This is a genomic window from Streptococcus oralis ATCC 35037 (genome assembly GCF_900637025.1).
In the GTDB taxonomy this organism is placed as follows: Bacteria; Bacillota; Bacilli; order Lactobacillales; family Streptococcaceae; genus Streptococcus; species Streptococcus oralis.
Genome location: NZ_LR134336.1, coordinates 1,810,048 through 1,830,200 on the forward strand (window position 1 = coordinate 1,810,048; position 20,153 = coordinate 1,830,200).

Consider the following 20,153-nt stretch of genomic DNA (forward strand, 5'->3'; position numbering starts at 1 on the left):
CGACTTTCTCATTTTCCGTCTTTTACTAATTTTTCATTTTGTGGTATAATTGAAATAATTGTAACGAATCAAGGTCAATCTAGACACAAAATGGAATGAAATCAAGCAAATCTATGCTAAAAGTTTGGAATAAGCTGACCTGTAAATAGAAAGGAACTATATGATTTACAAAGTTTTTTATCAAGAAACAAAAGAACGTAGCCCACGTCGTGAAACAACACGCTCACTTTACCTAGACATCGATGCCAACTCAGAACTTGAGGGCCGTATCGCTGCTCGCCAACTTGTCGAAGAAAACCGCCCAGAGTACAATATCGAATTCATCGAACTCTTGTCTGACAAATTGCTAGATTACGAAAAAGAAACTGGCGCTTTCGAGATTACGGAGTTCTAATATGGCCTACACTCTTAAACCTGAAGAAGTCGGCGTTTTTGCCATCGGTGGTCTGGGAGAAATCGGGAAAAACACATACGGAATTGAATACCAAGATGAGATTATTATCGTCGATGCTGGGATTAAATTCCCAGAAGATGACTTGCTGGGTATCGATTACGTCATTCCTGATTATTCTTACATCGTGGACAATATCGACCGCGTCAAGGCCGTTTTGATTACACACGGACACGAGGACCACATCGGTGGGATTCCTTTCCTGCTCAAGCAAGCAAATGTCCCTATCTACGCTGGACCACTTGCCTTGGCTTTGATCCGTGGAAAACTCGAAGAACACGGTCTCTTGCGCAACGCCAAACTTTACGAAATCAACCACAACACTGAGTTGACCTTTAAAAATCTTAAGGCAACTTTCTTTAGAACCACTCACTCTATTCCAGAACCTTTGGGGATTGTCATTCATACTCCTCAAGGGAAAATCGTCTGTACGGGTGACTTTAAGTTTGACTTTACTCCCGTTGGGGAACCTGCGGACTTGCACCGGATGGCAGCCCTTGGTGAAGAAGGCGTACTCTGCCTCCTCTCTGACTCGACAAATGCAGAAGTGCCAACCTTTACCAACTCTGAAAAAGTCGTTGGTCAGTCCATTATGAAGATTATCCAAGGCATTGAAGGACGTATCATCTTTGCTTCCTTTGCCTCAAATATCTTCCGTCTCCAGCAAGCAACGGATGCCGCTGTTAAGACTGGACGCAAGATCGCGGTCTTTGGACGTTCGATGGAAAAGGCCATTGTCAACGGAATCGAGCTTGGCTACATCAAAGCTCCTAAGGGAACCTTTATCGAGCCAAATGAAATCAAAGACTATCCTGCAGGCGAGGTTCTAATACTCTGTACAGGTAGTCAGGGTGAGCCGATGGCAGCCCTCTCTCGTATCGCCAATGGAACCCACCGTCAGGTGCAACTCCAACCCGGCGATACTGTTATCTTCTCTTCTAGCCCAATCCCTGGAAATACCACTAGCGTCAACAAATTGATTAACACTATTTCTGAAGCTGGTGTCGAAGTTATCCACGGTAAAGTGAACAATATCCATACATCTGGACACGGTGGTCAGCAAGAGCAAAAACTCATGCTCCGCTTGATTAAGCCGAAATACTTCATGCCTGTCCACGGTGAATATCGTATGCAGAAAGTCCACGCTGGACTAGCGGTGGATACGGGTGTCGAGAAGGACAATATCTTTATCATGAGCAATGGTGATGTGCTTGCTCTTACTGCTAACTCAGCCCGTATCGCAGGTCACTTCAATGCCCAAGACATCTATGTCGATGGAAATCGTATCGGTGAAATCGGCGCTGCTGTCCTCAAAGATCGTCGTGATTTATCTGAAGACGGTGTCGTTCTAGCAGTCGCAACTGTTGACTTTAAATCGCAGATGATTCTGTCTGGCCCAGACATCCTCAGCCGAGGCTTTGTCTACATGAGAGAGTCTGGAGACTTGATTCGCCAAAGCCAGCGCATCCTCTTCAATGCTATTCGTATCGCACTGAAGAACAAAGATGCTAGCGTGCAATCTGTCAATGGTGCCATCGTCAACGCTATTCGTCCTTTCCTCTATGAAAATACAGAACGTGAACCGATTATCATCCCGATGATCCTCACGCCAGACGAAGAATAATACTCTTTGTTTTTCATTGAATACAAGTCAAAAAACAGCCCCATCTTCGGAGCTGTTTTTCTCTATGCTTTCTTTTCTTGATTTTTAGAAATACTACGATTTTTCCCCTCAAGATAGACCATCAAAATAGAAATATCTGCTGGGTTTACTCCCGAAATACGGCTGGCTTGGCCGATAGTTTCTGGATTGATGAGTTTGAACTTCTGACGGGCTTCGGTTGCGATAGAATCAATGTCATCCCAATCAATATTGGCTGGAATGCGTTTTTCTTCCATCCGTTTCATCTTGGCAACCTGATCCATAGCTTTGGAAATATAACCCTCGTATTTGATTTCTGTTTCAATCAATTCGATAATCTTGTCATCCAAGTCCTCTGCTGCAGGTCCGATGAAAGCCACCACATCCTGGTAAGAAACTTCTGGACGGCGAAGGAATTCCTTGGCTGTCACCGCATCTGTCAACGGTTTGAAGCCCATCTCCTCAACCTTGGCATTGGTTTCCTTGACTGGCTTGAGTTTGATACTGTCTAGGCGCTTCATCTCATTGTCAAATTGATTTTTCTTGATTTCAAAGCGGGCCCAACGTTCATCATCCACAAGTCCAATCTCGCGTCCCATCTCTGTCAAACGCATATCGGCATTGTCATGGCGGAGAATGAGACGATATTCTGCACGACTGGTCAAAAGACGGTAGGGTTCAATGGTTCCCTTGGTCACCAAGTCATCAATCATCACCCCAATATAACCGTCGCTGCGCTTCAAAATCAACTCAGGCTTGCCTTGGATTTTCAGAGCCGCATTGATACCAGCGATAATCCCTTGACCTGCCGCCTCTTCATAACCTGACGTTCCATTTGTCTGACCAGCAGTGAAGAGGCCTGAGATTTTTTTGGTTTCAAGCGTTGCACGCAATTGATGAGGCAAGACCATGTCATACTCAATGGCATAACCAGTTCGCATCATCTCAGCATTTTCCAAACCTTTGATGGAATGAACCAAGTCACGTTGGACATCCTCAGGCAGACTGGTTGAAAGTCCTTGGACATAAACTTCCTCTGTATTGCGCCCTTCTGGCTCTAGGAAGAGTTGGTGGCGTTCCTTGTCCGCAAAGCGTACAATCTTGTCCTCAATCGATGGACAGTAACGAGGCCCAACTCCCTTGACCACACCTGTGAACATAGGCGCACGGTGGAGGTTGTTTTGGATAATCTCATGACTGGTACCGTTAGTGTAGGTCAACCAGCATGGCACTTGGTCCTTGACATAATCCTCATCACGTGAAGTATAGGAGAAGTGATTAGGCGCTTCGTCTCCTGGTTGGATTTCTGTCACATCGTAATTGATAGACGAAGCCTTGACACGTGGAGGTGTCCCCGTCTTGAAACGACCAATTTCGAGGCCCAATTCCTTAAGGTTGTCAGCAAGGTTAATCGAAGCTAGGCTGTGGTTTGGTCCTGATGAATACTTGAGGTCTCCGATGATGATTTCCCCACGGAGGGCTGTTCCTGTCGTCACGATAACAGCCTTGGCAGCATACTCTTGATGGGTCGCTGTACGCACACCGACAACCTTGCCATCTTCCACCAAAATCTCATCAATCATAGTCTGACGAAGGGTGAGGTTGTCTTGATTTTCGACGGTTTTGCGCATTTCTTTAGAGTAAAGCTCCTTGTCAGCTTGCGCACGAAGGGCACGAACAGCTGGACCTTTCCCAGTGTTGAGCATCTTCATCTGGATGTAGGTCTTGTCAATGGTTTTAGCCATTTCACCACCAAGGGCATCCACTTCACGCACGACAATCCCCTTGGCAGAGCCACCGATAGAAGGGTTACAAGGCATGAAAGCCAGCATTTCAATGTTGATGGTCGCAAGCAATACCTTGCAGCCCATACGGCTAGCAGCTAGAGATGCCTCCACCCCAGCGTGCCCCGCACCGATTACAATAATATCGTATTCTTCCGTAAAATTATAAGTCATTTTCTCTCCTATTTCTCAAGATGAATGTGTCTTAGTTGGCCATCCCAATCTGGTAGGGCTGTTTTTAAAAAGGCTGGAACTAGCTGGATATTCTGGAGTTTATCCAAATCAATCCACTCACAAGGCTGCGTTTTTTCATCTTCCTGCATGGTCAATGGAGCATCTTCAAGCAAGTCCACCAGATAATGAAACTCGATGTTGTGATAGGAAACACCGTCTTGTTCAAAACGATTTTCAACCACGAAAGCTAGCTGCTCAGCTTGAGCTTTGACACCCAGTTCTTCCTTCACTTCACGGACTACCGCGTCTTCCGTGCTTTCATTGACTTGAATCGCACCGCCAATAGTGTAATACTTGCCCTTATCTTTGGTAACTAGGAGCTTGCCATTTTGGAGAATCAAGGCTGTCGCCCGAACACCAAAAACAGTATTTTCCACTTTTGTCCGAAAGTCTTGTTGAGCCATTTTTATCCTTTCCCTTAAACGACACAAAAACAGTCAAAACTCGTAAGGAGTGCAGGGCAAAAAAGCCTGCAACATCCATGAGCTTTGACCATCATTTCTATTGCTTTTATTATTGTAGCAAATTGAGAAAATTTGTCAATCTAAATGTACTGACAAACTTGTCCATCTCGATAAGCATTGTCAATCAAGCCACCACCTAGACACTCTTCGCCATCGTAAAAGACAACTGCCTGTCCTGGTGTAATCGCACGTTGTGGTTCCGCAAAGATGACCTCTGCCTTGTCTCCTTTGACATGTACTGTCACCTTAGAATCAGGCTGACGGTAGCGGAATTTTGCTGTGCATTCTAGAGTAAATTCCTCTGGCATGTCACGAGTAAAGTGAACTTGACTGGCCTCTAGGCTTGTTGACATGAGCGAATCATGATAGAAACCTTGGCCGACATAGAGGATATTTTGGCTCAAATCTTTTCCGACAACGAACCAAGGGGCATTGTCACCGCCGTGTTGACCACCGATACCAAGTCCTCCACGCTGACCAATCGTATAATACATAAGTCCTGCATGCTCACCCATATCGCGACCGTCCACAGTCATCATGCGACCAGGCTGGGCTGGCAGGTAGTTACTGAGAAAGTTTTTAAAGTTCTTTTCTCCGATAAAGCAAATCCCTGTCGAATCTTTCTTCTTGGCAGTCGCAAGACCTGCTTCTTCTGCTAGTTTTCGTACTTCAGGCTTTTCCAAATGCCCCAGTGGGAACATAGTTTTTTGAAGTTGTTCTTGCGAAAGTTGACTGAGGAAATAGGTCTGGTCCTTGCCATTGTCCACGCCACGAAGCATGTGAACGATGCCATCCTCATCACGCGCTACTCGGGCATAGTGCCCAGTCGCTATATAGTCTGCGCCTAAGGTCATAGCATAGTCCAGAAAGGCCTTAAACTTGATTTCCTTGTTACACATAACGTCTGGATTTGGCGTGCGCCCTGCACGGTATTCCGCTAGGAAATACTCAAAAACGCGGTCCCAGTACTCTTTTTCAAAATTGACAGAGTAGTAAGGAATGCCGATCTGGTCTGCCACCGCAGCCACATCCTTGTAATCTTCGGTCGCCGTACAGACGCCGTTTTCATCTGTGTCATCCCAGTTCTTCATGAAGATACCGATCACATCGTAGCCCTGCTCCTTGAGCAAGAGAGCCGTCACCGACGAATCAACACCACCACTCATCCCCACGACAACACGTGTTTTAGAGTTATCACTCATGGTAAGTCTCCCATCTATTCGTTTATTCATACCCTTCAAAATTCTATTCATTATAACTTTCAATAGAATTTCTTTGAGTATCGTCTTTTCGTTTGCTTTTAGGAGTAAAATGGTCTGGGAGACCATTTTAGCCTATCATCTTAAAATGAAAATATGATAGGCAACGAGTCGCAGGCATAACTTGAGTTCGCTCAATCAGTCCGGGAGACTGATTGAGGTTATAAATCAGACAAGCTCAGCTTGCATCTCATTGCGAGTTAACGACGTAATAAAAGATAAACGAAATGACTAGTTCACGATTGAAGGTCGTGTGTGCTTTAACGATTGAAGGTCGCTTGAGCAGTATTCATTATAACACGCTTGGTTGGAGAAGACAAGAAAGAGGCTGATAAATCATCTCAACCTCTCTTTCTTCCTTTGCAAACGAATCAATTTTCCCCTTTAAGTTCTTTCTTCGCTTGTTCTATCTGGTATTTCACTTGCTCAAAGCCGGTTCCTCCTAAGGAATTCCGTCTCCGAACAGCGGTTTCTGGACGCAAGTAGATATAAATATCCTCTTCAATCAAGGGATGGTAGGCTTGCAACTCCTCCAAATCCCAATCTTGGATGTTTTTACCATGCTTGATAGAGTCTAGAACCAATTTCCCTACAATTTCATGCGCTTCTCTAAAAGGGAGTCCTTTTTCAGCCAAATAATCTGCCAGTTCGGTCGCATTCGAAAAATCATTCTCTGTGGATTGCTGCATTTTGGCCTTATTAACCTGCATGCTCGATAGCATACCTGCCAACACATCCAGAGAATTTAAAATCGTTTCTACTGTATCAAACATGCCTTCCTTGTCCTCTTGCAAATCCTTATTGTAAGCCAGAGGCAAAGACTTCATGACGGTCAATAGCCCAAGCAAGTTCCCGTAAACTCGGCCTGTCTTCCCTCGAATCAATTCCGCCATATCAGGATTTTTCTTCTGGGGCATGATAGATGAACCCGTTGAAAAGCTATCAGACAAGCTAATGTACTGATACTCAAAACTGCACCAATTGATGATTTCCTCACAAAAACGACTCATATGCATCATCAAAATGCTGGCATTTGACAGAAATTCTAAGATAAAATCACGGTCACTCACTGCGTCCAAGGAATTGGTATAGGGTTGTTGGAAACCCAATAAATCACTCGATAATTGACGATCGATTGGAAAAGTTGTCCCCGCTAAGGCAGCCGCACCCAGTGGAGATAGGTCCGTATGTTTCAAGTTAAATGCAAAGCGCTCGCTATCCCTTTGGAACATATTATAATAAGCCATGAGATGATGGGCAAAACTAATAGGTTGGGCATGTTGCAAATGAGTATAACCTGGCATGATGGTTTCCACATGTTTTTCAGCCAAATCCAGCAAAACACTGTTCAGATTCGCCAACTTATCCAAGACATGGCCAAGCTGCTCCTTTAGATATAAGTGCATATCCGTTGCGACTTGGTCATTCCGAGAACGAGCCGTGTGTAGTTTCCCAGCCAGAGGACCAATTTTCTCTGTCAGCAACACTTCCATATTCATATGAATATCTTCATTTGCAATATCAAAATGAAGCTCTCCTGCCTCTAAATCTCGCAACAAAGCTTTCAGACCATCTTGGATCTGCTCTGACTCTTCCAAGCTTAAAATGCCAGTCTGTCCTAGCATTTGAACATGAGCTAGGGAACCCATCAAATCAAATTTTGCCAGCTGGTGGTCAAAAGAAATACTCGCACCGAACTGTTCTACCCACTCTTCCACAGTGCCTTCAAATCGACCACCCCATAATTTTGTATTTTTCGGCATATCCTGTCGTCCCTTTCTATCGCGTCACTACTCAACATTTTTCTGAACTTCTGAATAAACCTTAGTCGGAAGCCCCCAAAGCTTGATAAATCCAACAGCCGCATCTTGGTCAAAAGTATCCGCACTAGTATAAGTCGCCAAATTTTCATCGTAAAGAGAATTTGGTGATTTCCGAGCCACTACCTGGGCGTTCCCCTTATAGAGTTTAACTTTTGCAGTTCCATTGACAACTTTCTGTGTCTCCTTGATATAGGCAATCAAAGCCTGAGTTGCTGGGCTAAACCACAAAGCATTATAGATGAGATTGGACAACTCATTTTCGATAATAGGTTTGAAATGAGCCACTTCTCTCACAAGAGTCAAGTCTTCAATCTCCTTATGAGCTGCCAATAAAGTCACAGCGCCTGGGCACTCATAAATCTCTCTTGACTTAATACCGACTAGGCGATTTTCCACATGGTCAATCCGTCCGACACCATGTTTGCCTGCAATTTCATTGAGTTCTTGAATCAAAGCCGCCACTTTCATCTTCTCACCATTGAGGGAGATGGGCACCCCACAGCTAAACTCAATGTCAATAAATTCTGGACTGTCTGGCGCCTCTTCTGGAGAAGATGTGATTCCAAATGCTTCTTCTGGCGCTTGGTTCCAAGGGTTTTCCAAAACACCACATTCATTTGCGCGTCCCCAAAGATTTTGATCGACAGAGTAAGGATTGTCAAGGTCAGCAGGAACTGGAACACCGTTTTCTTTGGCATATTGGATTTCTTCTTCACGAGACCATTTCCACTCACGAACAGGCGCAACTACTTTTAAATTGGGATCCAAAGCCGCAATAGAGACTTCAAACCGAACTTGGTCGTTTCCCTTACCTGTACAACCATGAGCAATTGTGGTTGCCCCCGTCTGATGAGCTATCTCAACTAGTTTTTTTGAAATAAGAGGGCGACTCAGAGCAGATACCAAGGGATACTTCTGTTCATAGTAGGCATGAGCCTGAAGGGCCACTAAAACATAGTCATTAGCAAATTCTTCCTTAACATCAATGACATAAGACTCAACAGCCCCAACCTTGAGAGCTTTATCGTGGATGAATTCCAGATCTTTTCCTTCACCCACATCCATACAAACAGCAATCACATCATAGTCTTTTTTTAACCATGTAATAGCAACTGATGTATCCAATCCACCTGAATAGGCTAAAATGACTTTTTCCTTACTCATTTCTCATCCTTCTTTCTATTTTTCGATAGAGGCTTTAAAAGCATCGTCAATCAATTTGTCCAACTCCCCAGAATCCTTCAACTTCTGGATGGTTTTGTCAACCGCTTCTTTCAATTCTTTACTATCTTTTTTCATCGCAACAGCGTAGGAATCTTCTTTGTCATTGTCAAAATCAAACTCAGCGATGGCTAGGTCTGGATTATTCTCTACAAATCCTTTCGCCACTGGTTCCTCAAAGATAACCGCATCCAGTTGCCCTGATTTCAAATCTGTTATCAAATTTCCATTTTTAGGAAGTGAAACGAGAGATGAATTCTGCAAGGTTTCTTTAGCCAGAGTTTCCTGGATAGAACCTTTCTGCGCTCCAACCTTTTTCTGAGCCAAATCCTGGACTGATTGGTAATTCGTTAATTCAGATTTTCTTACGATAACCTTATTTTTCGAAGTGTAGTAGGGAATTGAAAAATCGTAAACTTGACTTCTCTCTTCCGTTTTAGAAACACCTGATATGGCAAGATCCGCCTTGCCTGAATCAAGACTAGCCAGTACATTGTCAAAACTCATTGGAGAGAACTCCACTTCTACACCTAGTTCCTTTGCGATGGCTTTGGCTAGCTCAACATCTGAACCTACAATCTGATTTTTCCCATCGACCAATTTCTGGTATTCAAATGGAGCAAACTCTGGATTTAGGGCCACCACCAATTTTCCTTTAGCCTTAATGGCTTCAACACCTTGGGATTGAGTGTTACTACAAGCAAATAATAAGGGAAACATAAGCAAACCAAACATCGTCATCAACACCTTCTTCACTTTATTCATAGAAGAGCCTCCTTTTATTTTTATACTTTATTGTTGTATAAATAATACTCCTCTCGTTTTCGTTTGTCAAGAAAAAACTGTATTTTATTTCATTAAAATCAAGAAAAAGCTTATTATATGATATATTTTTACACATAATAAGCTTATTTATACTATTTGAGTTTTAAAACAATTTGAAGAATTTTGTCGGAATTATACAAATAGAGCATTGCTGAGAAGCTCGTTTCGCTTTTTGTTCTAGAGAAACAAAAAAGAGCCCTAAAGGACTCTTGTATTCTTAATACCAACCGTTGTTAAGCCAGAAGTTCTTGGCAGCTGTCCATGAACCGTAACGTCCTGCAACGTAGGCATCTGCTACACGTTCTTGGTTTTCAGCTGAGTAGTCACCGTTCAAGTATGAATCTGTCAATTGGTAACGTCCGATGTAACGTCCGTTTGTAGCAGTGTAGCTACCACCTGATTCTTTTTGAGCGATCCATTCTTTGGCTTCTGCTTCAGAACCACTTACAGTAGAAGCTGCTGCAGTGTTGCTTTCTGCTGCTGGAGCTGCAGGTGCGGCTGGAGCTTCATAGGTTGTTGTTTCAGTTACTTCTTCTGCAGTTTCTTCCGCAGCTGCTGGTGCTTCATAAGTTGTTGTTGAAGCTGCAGCGGTTGCAGTTGCTGTCGATGGAGCTGTTCCTTCGATAACCAAAACTTGGTCAACATAGATAAGGTGAATATCTTTGATGTTGTTTTTTGCTGCCAATTTTTCAACAGTTGTGTTATACTTCTCAGCGATTTCTGAAAGAGTATCACCTGATTTAACTGTGTAAGTTACAGTTTCTTGGGCAGATGCAAGTGATGGAGCAAAGAAAGCAAGCAAAGTTGCTACTCCTGCGATAGTTGTTTTAATTTTTTTAGTTGTTAATGACATATCTAAAAATTCTCCTTCCATTGGATATATCTATGATACCTTTTAAATGTTACCGTTGTTTAACGGTTTTATGTAGAAATATTACAAAAATGTTTTATATTTACCGTTTTACGGAGGTTTTTGTCACAAAAGACCTTGTTTTATACTATCTTTAATCATTTTGAGGTTTTGATTAGGGAAATAAGCGCAGAGGTTCATTCTTTGATATAATAGATATAAGAATCTTTGTAAGGGGAAACAGATGCACTCACTTCGTTTTCAATCTGTCTTTGATATTATCGGACCTGTCATGATTGGTCCATCAAGTAGCCATACAGCTGGTGCCGTTCGTATCGGAAAAATCGTCTCATCCATCTTTGACGATACGCCAACAGAGGTAGAATTCCAATTATTTAACTCATTTGCCAAGACCTACCGCGGTCATGGAACGGACCTTGCTCTCGTCGCTGGTATTTTAGGTATGGATACAGACGATCCCGACATTCCAAATAGTCTGGAGATTGCCCATAAACGTGGTATCAAGATTGTCTGGACCATTCAGAAAGATAGCAACGCTCCTCATCCTAACACCACTAAAATTACTGTGAAGAATGAACACAAGTCCATCAGTGTGACAGGAATTTCCATTGGTGGGGGAAATATCCAGGTTACGGAGCTTAACGGCTTTGCTGTCTCTCTCAACATGAACACACCAACCATTATCATCGTGCATCAAGATGTTCCAGGTATGATTGCCCATGTTACTGAAGCCCTCTCTCGTTTCGATATCAACATCGCTCAGATGAATGTGACTCGAGAAAAAGCTGGAGAAAAAGCCATTATGATTATCGAAGTCGATAGTCGAAGTTGCGAAGAGGCGATTGAAGAAATCCGAAAAATCCCTCATCTCCACAATGTCAATTTCTTTAAGTAGGAGGAAACATGTTTTATTCTATCAAAGAATTGGTCAAGCAGGCGGATCTAGACTTCCAAGGAAATGTCGCCGAACTCATGATTGCGACAGAATATCAACTAACCGGTCGGGAACGGCCAGAAGTTCTCCTTCTCATGGAACGCAATCTAGAAGTCATGAAAGCCTCTGTCGAGCTCGGCCTCAGTGAAAACAAATCCCGTAGTGGCCTAACGGGCGGAGACGCGGCCAAACTAGACCGCCATCTCAAAAGTGGCAAGGCCTTGTCGGACTTTACCATCCTATCAGCAGCCCGTAATGCCATCGCGGTCAATGAACACAATGCGAAGATGGGCTTGGTCTGCGCTACCCCAACCGCAGGAAGTGCTGGCTGTCTGCCAGCCGTTCTCACTGCTGCTATCCAAAAATTAGACCTTAGCCACGAAGAACAGCTGGATTTCCTCTTTGCTGCTGGTGCCTTTGGACTAGTCATCGCAAACAATGCCTCTATCTCAGGTGCTGAAGGTGGCTGTCAGGCCGAGGTTGGCTCTGCATCTGCCATGAGTGCCGCAGCCTTGACCTTGGCTGCAGGTGGAACGCCCTATCAAGCTAGCCAAGCCATCGCCTTTGTCATTAAAAATATGCTGGGCCTCATCTGCGACCCCGTCGCTGGTTTGGTTGAAGTTCCCTGTGTTAAGCGCAATGCCATGGGAGCCAGCTTTGCCTTTATCGCAGCAGACATGGCCTTGGCAGGTATCGAGTCTAAGATCCCTGTTGACGAAGTCATCGATGCCATGTACCAAGTCGGATCTAGTCTTCCAACTGCCTTTCGTGAAACGGCCGAGGGTGGACTCGCCGCCACACCTACTGGTCGTCGCCTACAAAAAGAAATCTTCGGAGAATAAGTTTATCTGTTAGGAGAAATCATGCCCTCTATCTCAGCTATCTTTTTTGATCTGGACGGAACCCTGGTTGACAGTTCCATCGGGATCCATAATGCCTTTACCCATACCTTTAAAGAGCTAGGAGTTCCAAGCCCTGATGCCAAAACCATTCGTGGTTTTATGGGACCGCCCCTTGAAAGTAGTTTTGCAACATGCCTTCCCCAGGAACAAATCTCTGAGGCCGTCCAGATATACCGCTCTTACTACAAGGAAAAAGGGATCCACGAAGCCCAACTCTTCCCCCGAATAACGGAATTACTCCAAGAACTTTCACAAAACTACCCTCTCTACATCACTACAACAAAGAATACTCCTACTGCTCATGATATGACTAAAAATCTGGGAATCCATCATTTCTTTGATAGCATTTACGGTTCTAGTCCTGAAACGCCACACAAGGCGGATGTCATCCGTTACGCCTTGCATATGCATCAACTGCCTGCAGACCAAGTCCTCATTATCGGGGACACCAAGTTTGATATGATCGGAGCCCAAGAAACTGGCATTAAAAAGTTCGCTGTTTCTTGGGGATTTGGAGAAGAGGCTGATTTACTCATCTATCAACCTGACTGGATTGCCCATACCATTGACGATATCATTAGCCAGCTCTAACCATACAAAAATACTCCTAACACTAGTGAACTAGGTTGAGGAGTATTTTTTATATGTTGTTACTATCAGAAGGAATCAACTCCATGCTTAAGCAGTAATTTGATCCTGTTCTTCAGTATCTGTATCTTCATCCTTCTTACTTGGCCAAGCAAGCATGACAATAAGGGTAATCGGTCCAACGAGAGGAACCAAAGCAATGAAGATAAAGGCCCAGTGGAAACCAGCGTCTCGTAAGCGACGAACAGTCACGGCGATAGAAGGCAACATGAGAATAGGCGCTAAAAAGAGGTACAATTCCTGAAGCGATTATTTGCTGCGAAGCGACTCAGCCGCTTTAAAATAGAGTAGAAATATCTTAATATTTTCGTACCATTTCTTCAAACTGAGAGTCTTCCGTATTCTCTTTATCTTTTTCACTATTTTCTATCACTTTTTCTACAAATCGTTGACTTGGCATAGCGAGCATAACAAGCAGTGTTAATGCACCCAAAGGAACAAATACAATAAAAATATAGGCCCAATGGATACCCACATCTCGTAAGCGACGTACTATCAGTGCTAGTAGAGGAACAAACTCTATTATAAACAAAATAATACACATACTGAAGACCGCAATATTCCTGATGGCTTTATCAGATTCTACTCCAGTAAAAAGTGAGTAGTAGGCGGGCAAGAAAATCACCATATTTAGCAGCCAAACCCACCAAAATTCTGGACGTGTGGAACGACCAGAAAAATTTGCATAGCCTTTGAAAAAACTCCTAATAGCACTCAGCATACAAAAATCTCCTTTTGACTTTAATACTTATTTCGCAAAGTTATGTTACCAGCTTAAAATAGAGGTAGTTTTTAGATTGTCTGAAATCACTCTCCTGATAGATCAAATAACATCGTCCCTTGAATAGTTGCGCTTATTAAACCTTTGAAAGATCCGATGTTCTCTACTCTCTATTTATAAAAACCAGCTTTCTGATTCTCTCAGAAAACTGGCGATAGTTGTTTCATTATGAAGGTAGTTGGACACTCTTACTCAGCATGAGTTGTCTCATTCGCAAAGGAAATAATCGCTTCTTTGAGCTCATCTCCGCTGAGTGAACGGAACTCTTCAATCTTTTGATCAATCGCTTCTAGCGGCATGACATTTACCTTACCAACGAAAATCTTGTCCATGACTTGGTTATCAACCAATTCGGTCGAAACCAAGAGTTCTTCATAGAGTTTTTCACCTGGTCGAATACCGACCTCAACGATTGGAATTTCACTTTCCGTGTGCCCACTTAGAAGGACCATTTTCTTAGCCAAGTCATAAATCTTGACTGGTTTGCCCATATCGAGGATAAAGACTTCTCCGTCCTTGGCATAAGCGCCAGCATGGATTACTAGACGGCTAGCCTCTGGAATGGTCATGAAGTAACGTGTCATACGGAAGTCTGTCACCGTTACAGGACCGCCTTCAGCAATCTGACGTTCAAAGACAGGAATCACGCTACCACGACTACCCAGAACATTTCCAAAACGGACTGCACAGTAGGTTGATTTGCTACGTTGGTTAAAGCCAGTGACAATCAATTCTGCCACGCGCTTAGTCGCACCCATAACATTCGGTGGATTGACCGCCTTGTCAGTCGAAATCATGACCATCTTAGGTACTTTGGCTGCATCAACAGCCTTGGCAACATTGTAGGTTCCGAGAATATTGTTCTTGAAGGCTTCTTTTGGATTGCGCTCCATCATCGGAACGTGTTTGTGGGCTGCAGCATGGTAAACAATGGCTGGTTTGTACTGCTCAAACACCTGCAAAAGACGGTCATAGTCCTGAATATCTGCAATAACAGGAACATAATCAATCCCTTGGAATGTACGGATCAATTCATGATAAACGAGATAGATTGAGTTTTCACCATGTCCAAGCAAGACAATACGCTCGGGATTGAAGCGACTAACCTGGCGACAAATCTCCGAACCAATCGAACCACCAGCTCCTGTCACCAAGATGGTCTTGCCTGTAATCTCAGTACCCAGACGCGATTCGTCGAGACGAATTTCCTGACGGCCCAAAAGGTCTGTGATATCAATTTTCTGGAAACCACTGCCTGGTTGATGGAGTCCTTGAACGACTGTCTCAACCTTAGGCATCTTGTAACATTTGACGCCTAGCTTATTACACATCTGCAAGATGCGTTCGTACTCTGATGGGTCAAGCGAAGGGATCGCTACGATGACACGCTCGATTTGGTGACGTTTAGCCAATTCAGGGAGATTATCATAAGAGCCCAACACTGGGATTCCACCTAGTTTTTGTCCCTTTTTCTTTTCATCATTATCCAAAATCCCCACTAGCTCAAGGTCGCTAGTTGGATGTTGGTAGCTGTTCATAAAGAGGGCGCCACCATCACCAGCACCAATCAAGAAGGTCCGACGATGCTCTCCATCTCCACTACCTTTTTTACGTTTAGAATAAATCAACTGCCAAGTGATACGAGGAAGCAAGATGAGGAAGGTACTCAACAAAATGAAGAGTACGATGAAACGGATAGAAAACAATGGAAGAAAGGCATAGCAGATTCCATAAGAAAGAACACTGCTGAGCATCACTCCGAAAAAGATTTTCATGAAATCCGTAATCTTGCTATAACGACTAATACTAGCATTTAGCCCCCAAAACGCAATCATGATTTGATAGAGGAGGAAGGCTAAAAGAGTGTAGATTACATAATCTACAGGCGCAGGATTTATAAGGCCATAAAACAAGATATAAGATACGATGATGGAAACCACCATACTCAGAATATCGAATATCCCCCAAAACACTTGTTTTTGCTGTTTATTTAAAATTTCAACCAGATCAATCACATAATCTGTTAGTTTTTTATTCATAGGAATTTACTCCCCCTTAAAAGAGTCAGATGATACTGTTGTTATGATAACCTGAATCATTCAGTCTATCGGGGCTTACTTTCTCTTTCTTAAAAGTTTGACGAAGATAAACTGACGTACAAAGCCTGGACAAAGTGCAACAATGGCCTGAATGGCTACACTTTTAGCATATTCCATGTAAGAAATTTGCCCTCGCTCAAGCATCCGTTGGCGAGCTTGACGATAGAGTTTAAGGTAACGCAAACCACCTCGACGCTCAAACATCCCTGCACCGACACGAACCTTACACAAGATTTGATCTAGGTTCCCAGTCTTGGCACCTGCAGCAATCATATTGAGCCAAAGGAGGTCATCCTCCATGTAAAGGCCATCTTCATAGTTGCCTGCCTTGAGGACCATGCCCTTTTTGAACATGACTGTCATATGGTTAAAGGCGCTTCTCATTCTCTGATAAGCCACAATGTCTGCATGCTGAGTTGGAACACGACGATAAGACACAATCTCATCTGGATTGTCAATGAACTCTGCGATATGCCCACCTAAGAGATCGAGATCTTCTTTCTCCATTAGCTGAAGCTGTTTCTCAAAACGAGCCGGAACGGCTAAATCATCCGTATCCATGCGAGCAATAATGTCATACTGGCACTGTAAAACACCGTATCGAAGAGCCAAGCCTAAACCTTGGTTTTGTTCTAAGGGGCACCGTTTAACTGGAATGTCTGACTGAGCTTCCACTTCATCTAGCACCTGATAGAGTTCGGGTGTGAGCGGCCCGTCCTCAACAAGAACAAGTTCGCTCGGTTTCAAGGTCTGGTTTTGAACACTTTTGATAGCATCTCTTAAAAACGTCGGATTTTCCTTTACATAGACCGACATCAAGACGCTGATTTTTTGCTTTTCAGGCACAGTTTTTCTCCAATGTATAGATTTCCTTCCACTATTTTATCACAAATTCTCCTAGTTTCCTATTTTTATATCAAATCAAGGAAAATTCTAGTAAAGAAATCTGTCTCTTTTCACTTTATTTTCACTTCCATTGATTGATCTGTCTTGGCTGCCATTACTTGACATTATAAGGAAAAAACCTTAAAATAAGCTGTTATTAAAATCATCCTATCGAGGTTTTTATGAAAAAACAATCACTCTTTTTTGTTCTAGGAATTGTCTTAATCGGGACCGTTTTACGCTCTCCTTTTACTGCTCTTCCAACTATTTTAGGAGATATCGCTCAGGGACTAGGAGTGGAGGTTAGTTCTCTTGGGATTTTAACCAGTCTCCCTCTCTTGATGTTTGCTCTTTTCTCTGCTTTTGCGAGCCGCTTGGCACAAAAAATCGGGTTGGAACACCTCTTTACTTACTGTCTCCTCCTCTTAACTGTTGGCTCTGTCATTCGGATTTTCAATCTTCCCCTTCTCTATCTAGGGACCCTAATTGTGGGAGCAAGCATTGCGATCTTCAATGTACTCCTCCCAAGTATGATTCAGGCAAATCAGCCTCAAAAGATTAGTTTCCTAACAACTCTCTATGTCACTGCCATGGGAATTTCGTCAGCCATCGCTTCTTATCTTTCGGTCCCTATCACCCAAGCTAGTTCTTGGAAGGGCCTCATCCTCGTTCTCAGCTTTCTCTGTCTAGTCACTCTGCTAGTCTGGTTGCCAAATCATCGCCACAACCACCACCTAGAAAGCCAGAAAGAAAAGCAAGTCAAAGAGAATATTCTAAAAAGTAAAGATGTCTGGGCTATCATTGTCTTTGGCGGTCTTCAGTCCTTGCTCTTTTATACGAGCATGACCTGGTTGCCAACTATGGCTATTAGTGCTGGTCTTTTTAATAGCGATGCTGCTCTTCTGGCTTCTATCTTCTCGCTGATCAGCATTCCTTTTTCGATGACTGTTCCAAGTCTGACGACTCGTCTATCAAATGGTCACCGTCGAATCATGCTGGCAATTATCTCTATCGCTGGTATGATAGGAATTGCTATGCTCTTGTATCCAGCCAATAATTTCCTCTACTGGTTAGTCGTCCATCTCTTGATTGGGACTGCCTGCAGTGCTCTCTTTCCCTACCTCATGGTTTGCTTCTCTCTTAAAACCAGCTCACCTGAAAAGACTGCGCAACTCTCAGGTCTAGCGCAAACAGGGGGCTACATCTTGGCGGCCTTTGGTCCTACCTTGTTTGGTTATAGTTTTGATCTTTTCCAATCTTGGATTCCAGCGGTTCTTGCCCTTCTAGCCATCGATATCATCATGACGATCTCACTCTTTATGGTGGATCGGGCTGATAAAATCCTCTAAACTCCTAATTTTTACTAGGAGTTTTTTATATGTAAAATTTTTACACATATTTCTTGACAGGGCTTTCATATTGAGATACAATATATTTGAAAAGAGTATATATAAAATTTTTATATAATGAAAAGGAGGTTTCCCATGTACTTCCCAACATCCTCTGCCTTGATTGAGTTTCTCATCTTGGCTGTACTGGAGCAGGGGGATTCTTATGGTTATGAGATTAGCCAAACCATTAAACTCATCGCCAATATCAAAGAATCTACGCTCTATCCCATTCTCAAAAAATTGGAAGCCAGTGGCTTTCTGACCACCTACTCTAGAGAGTTTCAGGGGCGTATGCGCAAATACTACTCCTTGACCAATCGGGGCGTAGAGCAGCTCGTTACTCTAAAGGAAGAGTGGACGCTCTATACCGACACCGTCAACGGCATCATAGAAGGGAGTATCCGCCATGACAAGAACTGACTATCTGACTCAGTTAGAAACCTATCTCCATAAACTACCTGAAGCTGACCGCATCGAAGCCATGGACTACTTTAAGGAACTATTTGACGATGCAGGTCCAGAGGGCGAAGAAGAACTCATTGCCAGTCTAGGAACCCCAAAAGAAGCCGCTCATGATGTCCTCTCTAACCTCCTCGATAAAAAAGTTAATGAGGCACCTGCTCAAAAGAATGACCGTCAACTGCTACACATTGCCCTACTTGCCTTACTAGCAGCCCCTATCGGAATTCCTGTTGGAATTGCAATTATCTTAACCATTATCGGGCTTTTTATCGCAGCCACCTCCGTCATTCTAGCATTCTTTACCGTCTCTGTGACGGGTATCCTACTGGGCGGACTCTTTATCGTAGAGAGCTTTAGTGTCCTAGTCGAAGCCAAATCTGCCTTTATCTTGATTTTCGGGGCTGGTTTGCTTGCTATCGGTGCTTCTTCTCTTGTTCTACTAGGCATCTCCTATGTAGCTCGTTTCTTTGGGCTCCTGGTCGTCCGCTTGGTGCAATGGATTCTTAAAAAAGGAAAGAGAGGTGACAGACATGCGTAAATTGACAAAAGGATTTCTCATTTTTGGTGTGGTTTCCACAATCCTTGGTTTTATCATGATCATTGTAGGCGCCCAGTCCAATGGTATTCAAAGTTTGCTTGCCATGTCAAAAGACCCCGTCTATGACAATCGTATCGAAGAAGTGACCTTTGGAAATGAAGTGGAAAAACTTGATTTGACCCTTGAAGAACACAGCCTAACCATCACAGAGTCTGTAGATGACAAGATCCATATCACCTATCATCCTTCCGTGTCTGGTCGTCACGATCTGACTACTGGCATGAGTGACAAAACACTAAGCGTCACTGACAAACAAGCCTCCCAACATCGCTTTCTAGGTTCAGGAATCGAAGGCCTACTTCGTATTGCCAGCAATTATTCTCACCGTTTTGACGAAGTCATTCTCTCCCTCCCCAAAGGAAGAAGGCTGCAAGCTATCACCGTCTCAGCCAATCGTGGACAAACCACTATTCGTCAAGCCAATCTTGAAAATGCGACAATCAAAACAAAAGGCTACCTCTTAAGACTAACTGAAAGTTCTATCAAGAACAGCACACTAACGACACCTCATATCATCAATATCTTTGATACCGAATTGACAGATAGTCAGGTCAAGACGGAGGGAGCACACATCTATGCTGAAAATATCCAAGTTCACGGCAAGGTCGAGCTAGAGGCTCATTCAACTCTAAACCTCATTCTCTCCCAGAAAGAGACCGACCGTATCAATCTAGATATTTCTTCTCAGCATGGCGGTATCTATCGTAAACCCAAAGAAGAACATCGTGGACAAAAAGAGAATGAACTTGCCAACCCTTATAAAACGGAAAGAGCAGATATCAAGGACCTGCTCATTGCAAAAGCCAACCAGGATATCTACCTACCTAAAGAAGAGTACTCTTCTCCATCTAGAAACCATTGACAAAAACGCTTTCATCT

At 43.4% G+C, this 20,153-nt stretch carries 20 protein-coding genes; 9 read left to right on the plus strand and 11 right to left on the minus strand.

What is annotated here, in order from left to right; translation table 11 throughout:
- Window positions 1-160: 160 nt before the first annotated feature.
- Both EL140_RS09030 and rnjA read left to right on the plus strand, forming a co-directional pair.
- Complete coding sequence (locus EL140_RS09030; protein WP_000639581.1) at window positions 161-394, plus strand: DNA-dependent RNA polymerase subunit epsilon; 234 nt, start codon at window positions 161-163, stop codon at window positions 392-394.
- A gap of 1 nt (window position 395) precedes the next feature.
- Window positions 396-2,075 carry a ribonuclease J1 gene (gene rnjA, locus EL140_RS09035; protein WP_000331973.1) on the plus strand — a complete coding sequence of 560 codons (1,680 nt, stop codon included), beginning with the start codon at window positions 396-398 and terminating at the stop codon, window positions 2,073-2,075.
- Between the two features lie 62 nt (window positions 2,076-2,137).
- Here the strand turns inward: rnjA and mnmG are convergent, their stop codons facing one another.
- From mnmG to apf, 7 genes are all read right to left on the minus strand, one after another.
- Window positions 2,138-4,051, minus strand: coding sequence for a tRNA uridine-5-carboxymethylaminomethyl(34) synthesis enzyme MnmG (mnmG, locus tag EL140_RS09040; protein ID WP_000221896.1), 1,914 nt, complete (start codon window positions 4,049-4,051; stop codon window positions 2,138-2,140).
- Window positions 4,052-4,059: 8 nt separating this feature from the next.
- The gene (locus EL140_RS09045) at window positions 4,060-4,515 is read right to left on the minus strand and encodes an NUDIX hydrolase (protein ID WP_000068548.1); all 456 of its coding nucleotides are present in this window, start codon (window positions 4,513-4,515) and stop codon (window positions 4,060-4,062) included.
- 140 nt (window positions 4,516-4,655) lie between these two features.
- The gene (mnmA, locus tag EL140_RS09050) at window positions 4,656-5,777 is read right to left on the minus strand and encodes a tRNA 2-thiouridine(34) synthase MnmA (protein WP_001282932.1); all 1,122 of its coding nucleotides are present in this window, start codon (window positions 5,775-5,777) and stop codon (window positions 4,656-4,658) included.
- 428 nt (window positions 5,778-6,205) lie between these two features.
- Window positions 6,206-7,597, minus strand: coding sequence for an argininosuccinate lyase (gene argH, locus EL140_RS09055; protein WP_001125696.1), 1,392 nt, complete (start codon window positions 7,595-7,597; stop codon window positions 6,206-6,208).
- A gap of 27 nt (window positions 7,598-7,624) precedes the next feature.
- Window positions 7,625-8,821: an argininosuccinate synthase gene (locus tag EL140_RS09060; RefSeq protein WP_000031903.1), complete on the minus strand. Its 1,197-nt coding sequence runs from the start codon at window positions 8,819-8,821 to the stop codon at window positions 7,625-7,627.
- A gap of 15 nt (window positions 8,822-8,836) precedes the next feature.
- Window positions 8,837-9,643, minus strand: a complete 807-nt coding sequence (locus EL140_RS09065) for an ABC transporter substrate-binding protein (RefSeq protein WP_001045256.1) — start codon at window positions 9,641-9,643, stop codon at window positions 8,837-8,839.
- Window positions 9,644-9,920: 277 nt separating this feature from the next.
- The gene (apf, locus tag EL140_RS09070; protein ID WP_000060322.1) at window positions 9,921-10,556 is read right to left on the minus strand and encodes an aggregation-promoting factor; all 636 of its coding nucleotides are present in this window, start codon (window positions 10,554-10,556) and stop codon (window positions 9,921-9,923) included.
- Between the two features lie 241 nt (window positions 10,557-10,797).
- Here apf and sdaAB point away from each other — a divergent pair, with 241 nt between their 5' ends.
- From sdaAB to EL140_RS09085, 3 genes are read left to right on the plus strand one after another with little or no spacing between them, the layout of a single operon-like run.
- Window positions 10,798-11,469, plus strand: coding sequence for an L-serine ammonia-lyase, iron-sulfur-dependent subunit beta (sdaAB, locus tag EL140_RS09075; RefSeq protein ID WP_000555868.1), 672 nt, complete (start codon window positions 10,798-10,800; stop codon window positions 11,467-11,469).
- Window positions 11,470-11,477: 8 nt separating this feature from the next.
- Window positions 11,478-12,350 carry an L-serine ammonia-lyase, iron-sulfur-dependent, subunit alpha gene (gene sdaAA, locus EL140_RS09080; protein WP_000500053.1) on the plus strand — a complete coding sequence of 291 codons (873 nt, stop codon included), beginning with the start codon at window positions 11,478-11,480 and terminating at the stop codon, window positions 12,348-12,350.
- 21 nt (window positions 12,351-12,371) lie between these two features.
- On the plus strand, window positions 12,372-13,001 hold the full coding sequence (locus tag EL140_RS09085) for an HAD-IA family hydrolase (RefSeq protein WP_001139313.1): 630 nt from the start codon (window positions 12,372-12,374) through the stop codon (window positions 12,999-13,001).
- A gap of 87 nt (window positions 13,002-13,088) precedes the next feature.
- Here the strand turns inward: EL140_RS09085 and EL140_RS09750 are convergent, their stop codons facing one another.
- From EL140_RS09750 to EL140_RS09105, 4 genes are all read right to left on the minus strand, one after another.
- Window positions 13,089-13,295, minus strand: coding sequence for a DUF805 domain-containing protein (locus EL140_RS09750; RefSeq protein WP_002875299.1), 207 nt, complete (start codon window positions 13,293-13,295; stop codon window positions 13,089-13,091).
- A 61-nt stretch (window positions 13,296-13,356) separates the two neighbouring features.
- Window positions 13,357-13,779 carry a DUF805 domain-containing protein gene (locus EL140_RS09095; protein ID WP_000947295.1) on the minus strand — a complete coding sequence of 141 codons (423 nt, stop codon included), beginning with the start codon at window positions 13,777-13,779 and terminating at the stop codon, window positions 13,357-13,359.
- A gap of 248 nt (window positions 13,780-14,027) precedes the next feature.
- Window positions 14,028-15,878, minus strand: coding sequence for a nucleoside-diphosphate sugar epimerase/dehydratase (locus EL140_RS09100; RefSeq protein ID WP_001035722.1), 1,851 nt, complete (start codon window positions 15,876-15,878; stop codon window positions 14,028-14,030).
- Between the two features lie 75 nt (window positions 15,879-15,953).
- Window positions 15,954-16,784, minus strand: a complete 831-nt coding sequence (locus tag EL140_RS09105) for a glycosyltransferase (RefSeq protein ID WP_001114304.1) — start codon at window positions 16,782-16,784, stop codon at window positions 15,954-15,956.
- 221 nt (window positions 16,785-17,005) lie between these two features.
- On the opposite strand from EL140_RS09105, the gene EL140_RS09110 reads away from it, so the two are divergent.
- The 4 genes from EL140_RS09110 (at window position 17,006) to EL140_RS09125 (ending at window position 20,136) form a co-directional block, all read left to right on the plus strand.
- Window positions 17,006-18,172 (plus strand): CynX/NimT family MFS transporter, encoded by a 1,167-nt coding sequence (locus EL140_RS09110; protein ID WP_000744866.1) that lies wholly within the window; start codon window positions 17,006-17,008, stop codon window positions 18,170-18,172.
- A gap of 135 nt (window positions 18,173-18,307) precedes the next feature.
- On the plus strand, window positions 18,308-18,634 hold the full coding sequence (locus tag EL140_RS09115; RefSeq protein ID WP_000273860.1) for a PadR family transcriptional regulator: 327 nt from the start codon (window positions 18,308-18,310) through the stop codon (window positions 18,632-18,634).
- Complete coding sequence (locus EL140_RS09120; RefSeq protein WP_000198650.1) at window positions 18,621-19,214, plus strand: DUF1700 domain-containing protein; 594 nt, start codon at window positions 18,621-18,623, stop codon at window positions 19,212-19,214. The genes EL140_RS09115 and EL140_RS09120 overlap by 14 nt, the downstream gene beginning before the upstream one ends.
- The gene (locus EL140_RS09125; RefSeq protein WP_001229036.1) at window positions 19,207-20,136 is read left to right on the plus strand and encodes a DUF4097 family beta strand repeat-containing protein; all 930 of its coding nucleotides are present in this window, start codon (window positions 19,207-19,209) and stop codon (window positions 20,134-20,136) included. Before EL140_RS09120 ends, EL140_RS09125 begins: the two co-directional genes overlap by 8 nt.
- Window positions 20,137-20,153: the final 17 nt, after the last annotated feature.

Coding starts and splice junctions, on each gene's coding strand:
- EL140_RS09120 (WP_000198650.1), top strand. CDS start 18,621: ATGACAAGAACTGACTATCTGACTCAGTTAGAAACCTATCTCCATAAA.
- sdaAB (WP_000555868.1), top strand. CDS start 10,798: ATGCACTCACTTCGTTTTCAATCTGTCTTTGATATTATCGGACCTGTC.
- EL140_RS09095 (WP_000947295.1), bottom strand. CDS start 13,779: ATGCTGAGTGCTATTAGGAGTTTTTTCAAAGGCTATGCAAATTTTTCT.
- EL140_RS09045 (WP_000068548.1), bottom strand. CDS start 4,515: ATGGCTCAACAAGACTTTCGGACAAAAGTGGAAAATACTGTTTTTGGT.
- EL140_RS09085 (WP_001139313.1), top strand. CDS start 12,372: ATGCCCTCTATCTCAGCTATCTTTTTTGATCTGGACGGAACCCTGGTT.
- argH (WP_001125696.1), bottom strand. CDS start 7,597: ATGCCGAAAAATACAAAATTATGGGGTGGTCGATTTGAAGGCACTGTG.
- rnjA (WP_000331973.1), top strand. CDS start 396: ATGGCCTACACTCTTAAACCTGAAGAAGTCGGCGTTTTTGCCATCGGT.
- EL140_RS09060 (WP_000031903.1), bottom strand. CDS start 8,821: ATGAGTAAGGAAAAAGTCATTTTAGCCTATTCAGGTGGATTGGATACA.
- apf (WP_000060322.1), bottom strand. CDS start 10,556: ATGTCATTAACAACTAAAAAAATTAAAACAACTATCGCAGGAGTAGCA.
- EL140_RS09100 (WP_001035722.1), bottom strand. CDS start 15,878: ATGAATAAAAAACTAACAGATTATGTGATTGATCTGGTTGAAATTTTA.
- mnmA (WP_001282932.1), bottom strand. CDS start 5,777: ATGAGTGATAACTCTAAAACACGTGTTGTCGTGGGGATGAGTGGTGGT.
- EL140_RS09030 (WP_000639581.1), top strand. CDS start 161: ATGATTTACAAAGTTTTTTATCAAGAAACAAAAGAACGTAGCCCACGT.
- sdaAA (WP_000500053.1), top strand. CDS start 11,478: ATGTTTTATTCTATCAAAGAATTGGTCAAGCAGGCGGATCTAGACTTC.
- EL140_RS09115 (WP_000273860.1), top strand. CDS start 18,308: ATGTACTTCCCAACATCCTCTGCCTTGATTGAGTTTCTCATCTTGGCT.
- EL140_RS09065 (WP_001045256.1), bottom strand. CDS start 9,643: ATGAATAAAGTGAAGAAGGTGTTGATGACGATGTTTGGTTTGCTTATG.
- EL140_RS09125 (WP_001229036.1), top strand. CDS start 19,207: ATGCGTAAATTGACAAAAGGATTTCTCATTTTTGGTGTGGTTTCCACA.
- EL140_RS09110 (WP_000744866.1), top strand. CDS start 17,006: ATGAAAAAACAATCACTCTTTTTTGTTCTAGGAATTGTCTTAATCGGG.
- mnmG (WP_000221896.1), bottom strand. CDS start 4,051: ATGACTTATAATTTTACGGAAGAATACGATATTATTGTAATCGGTGCG.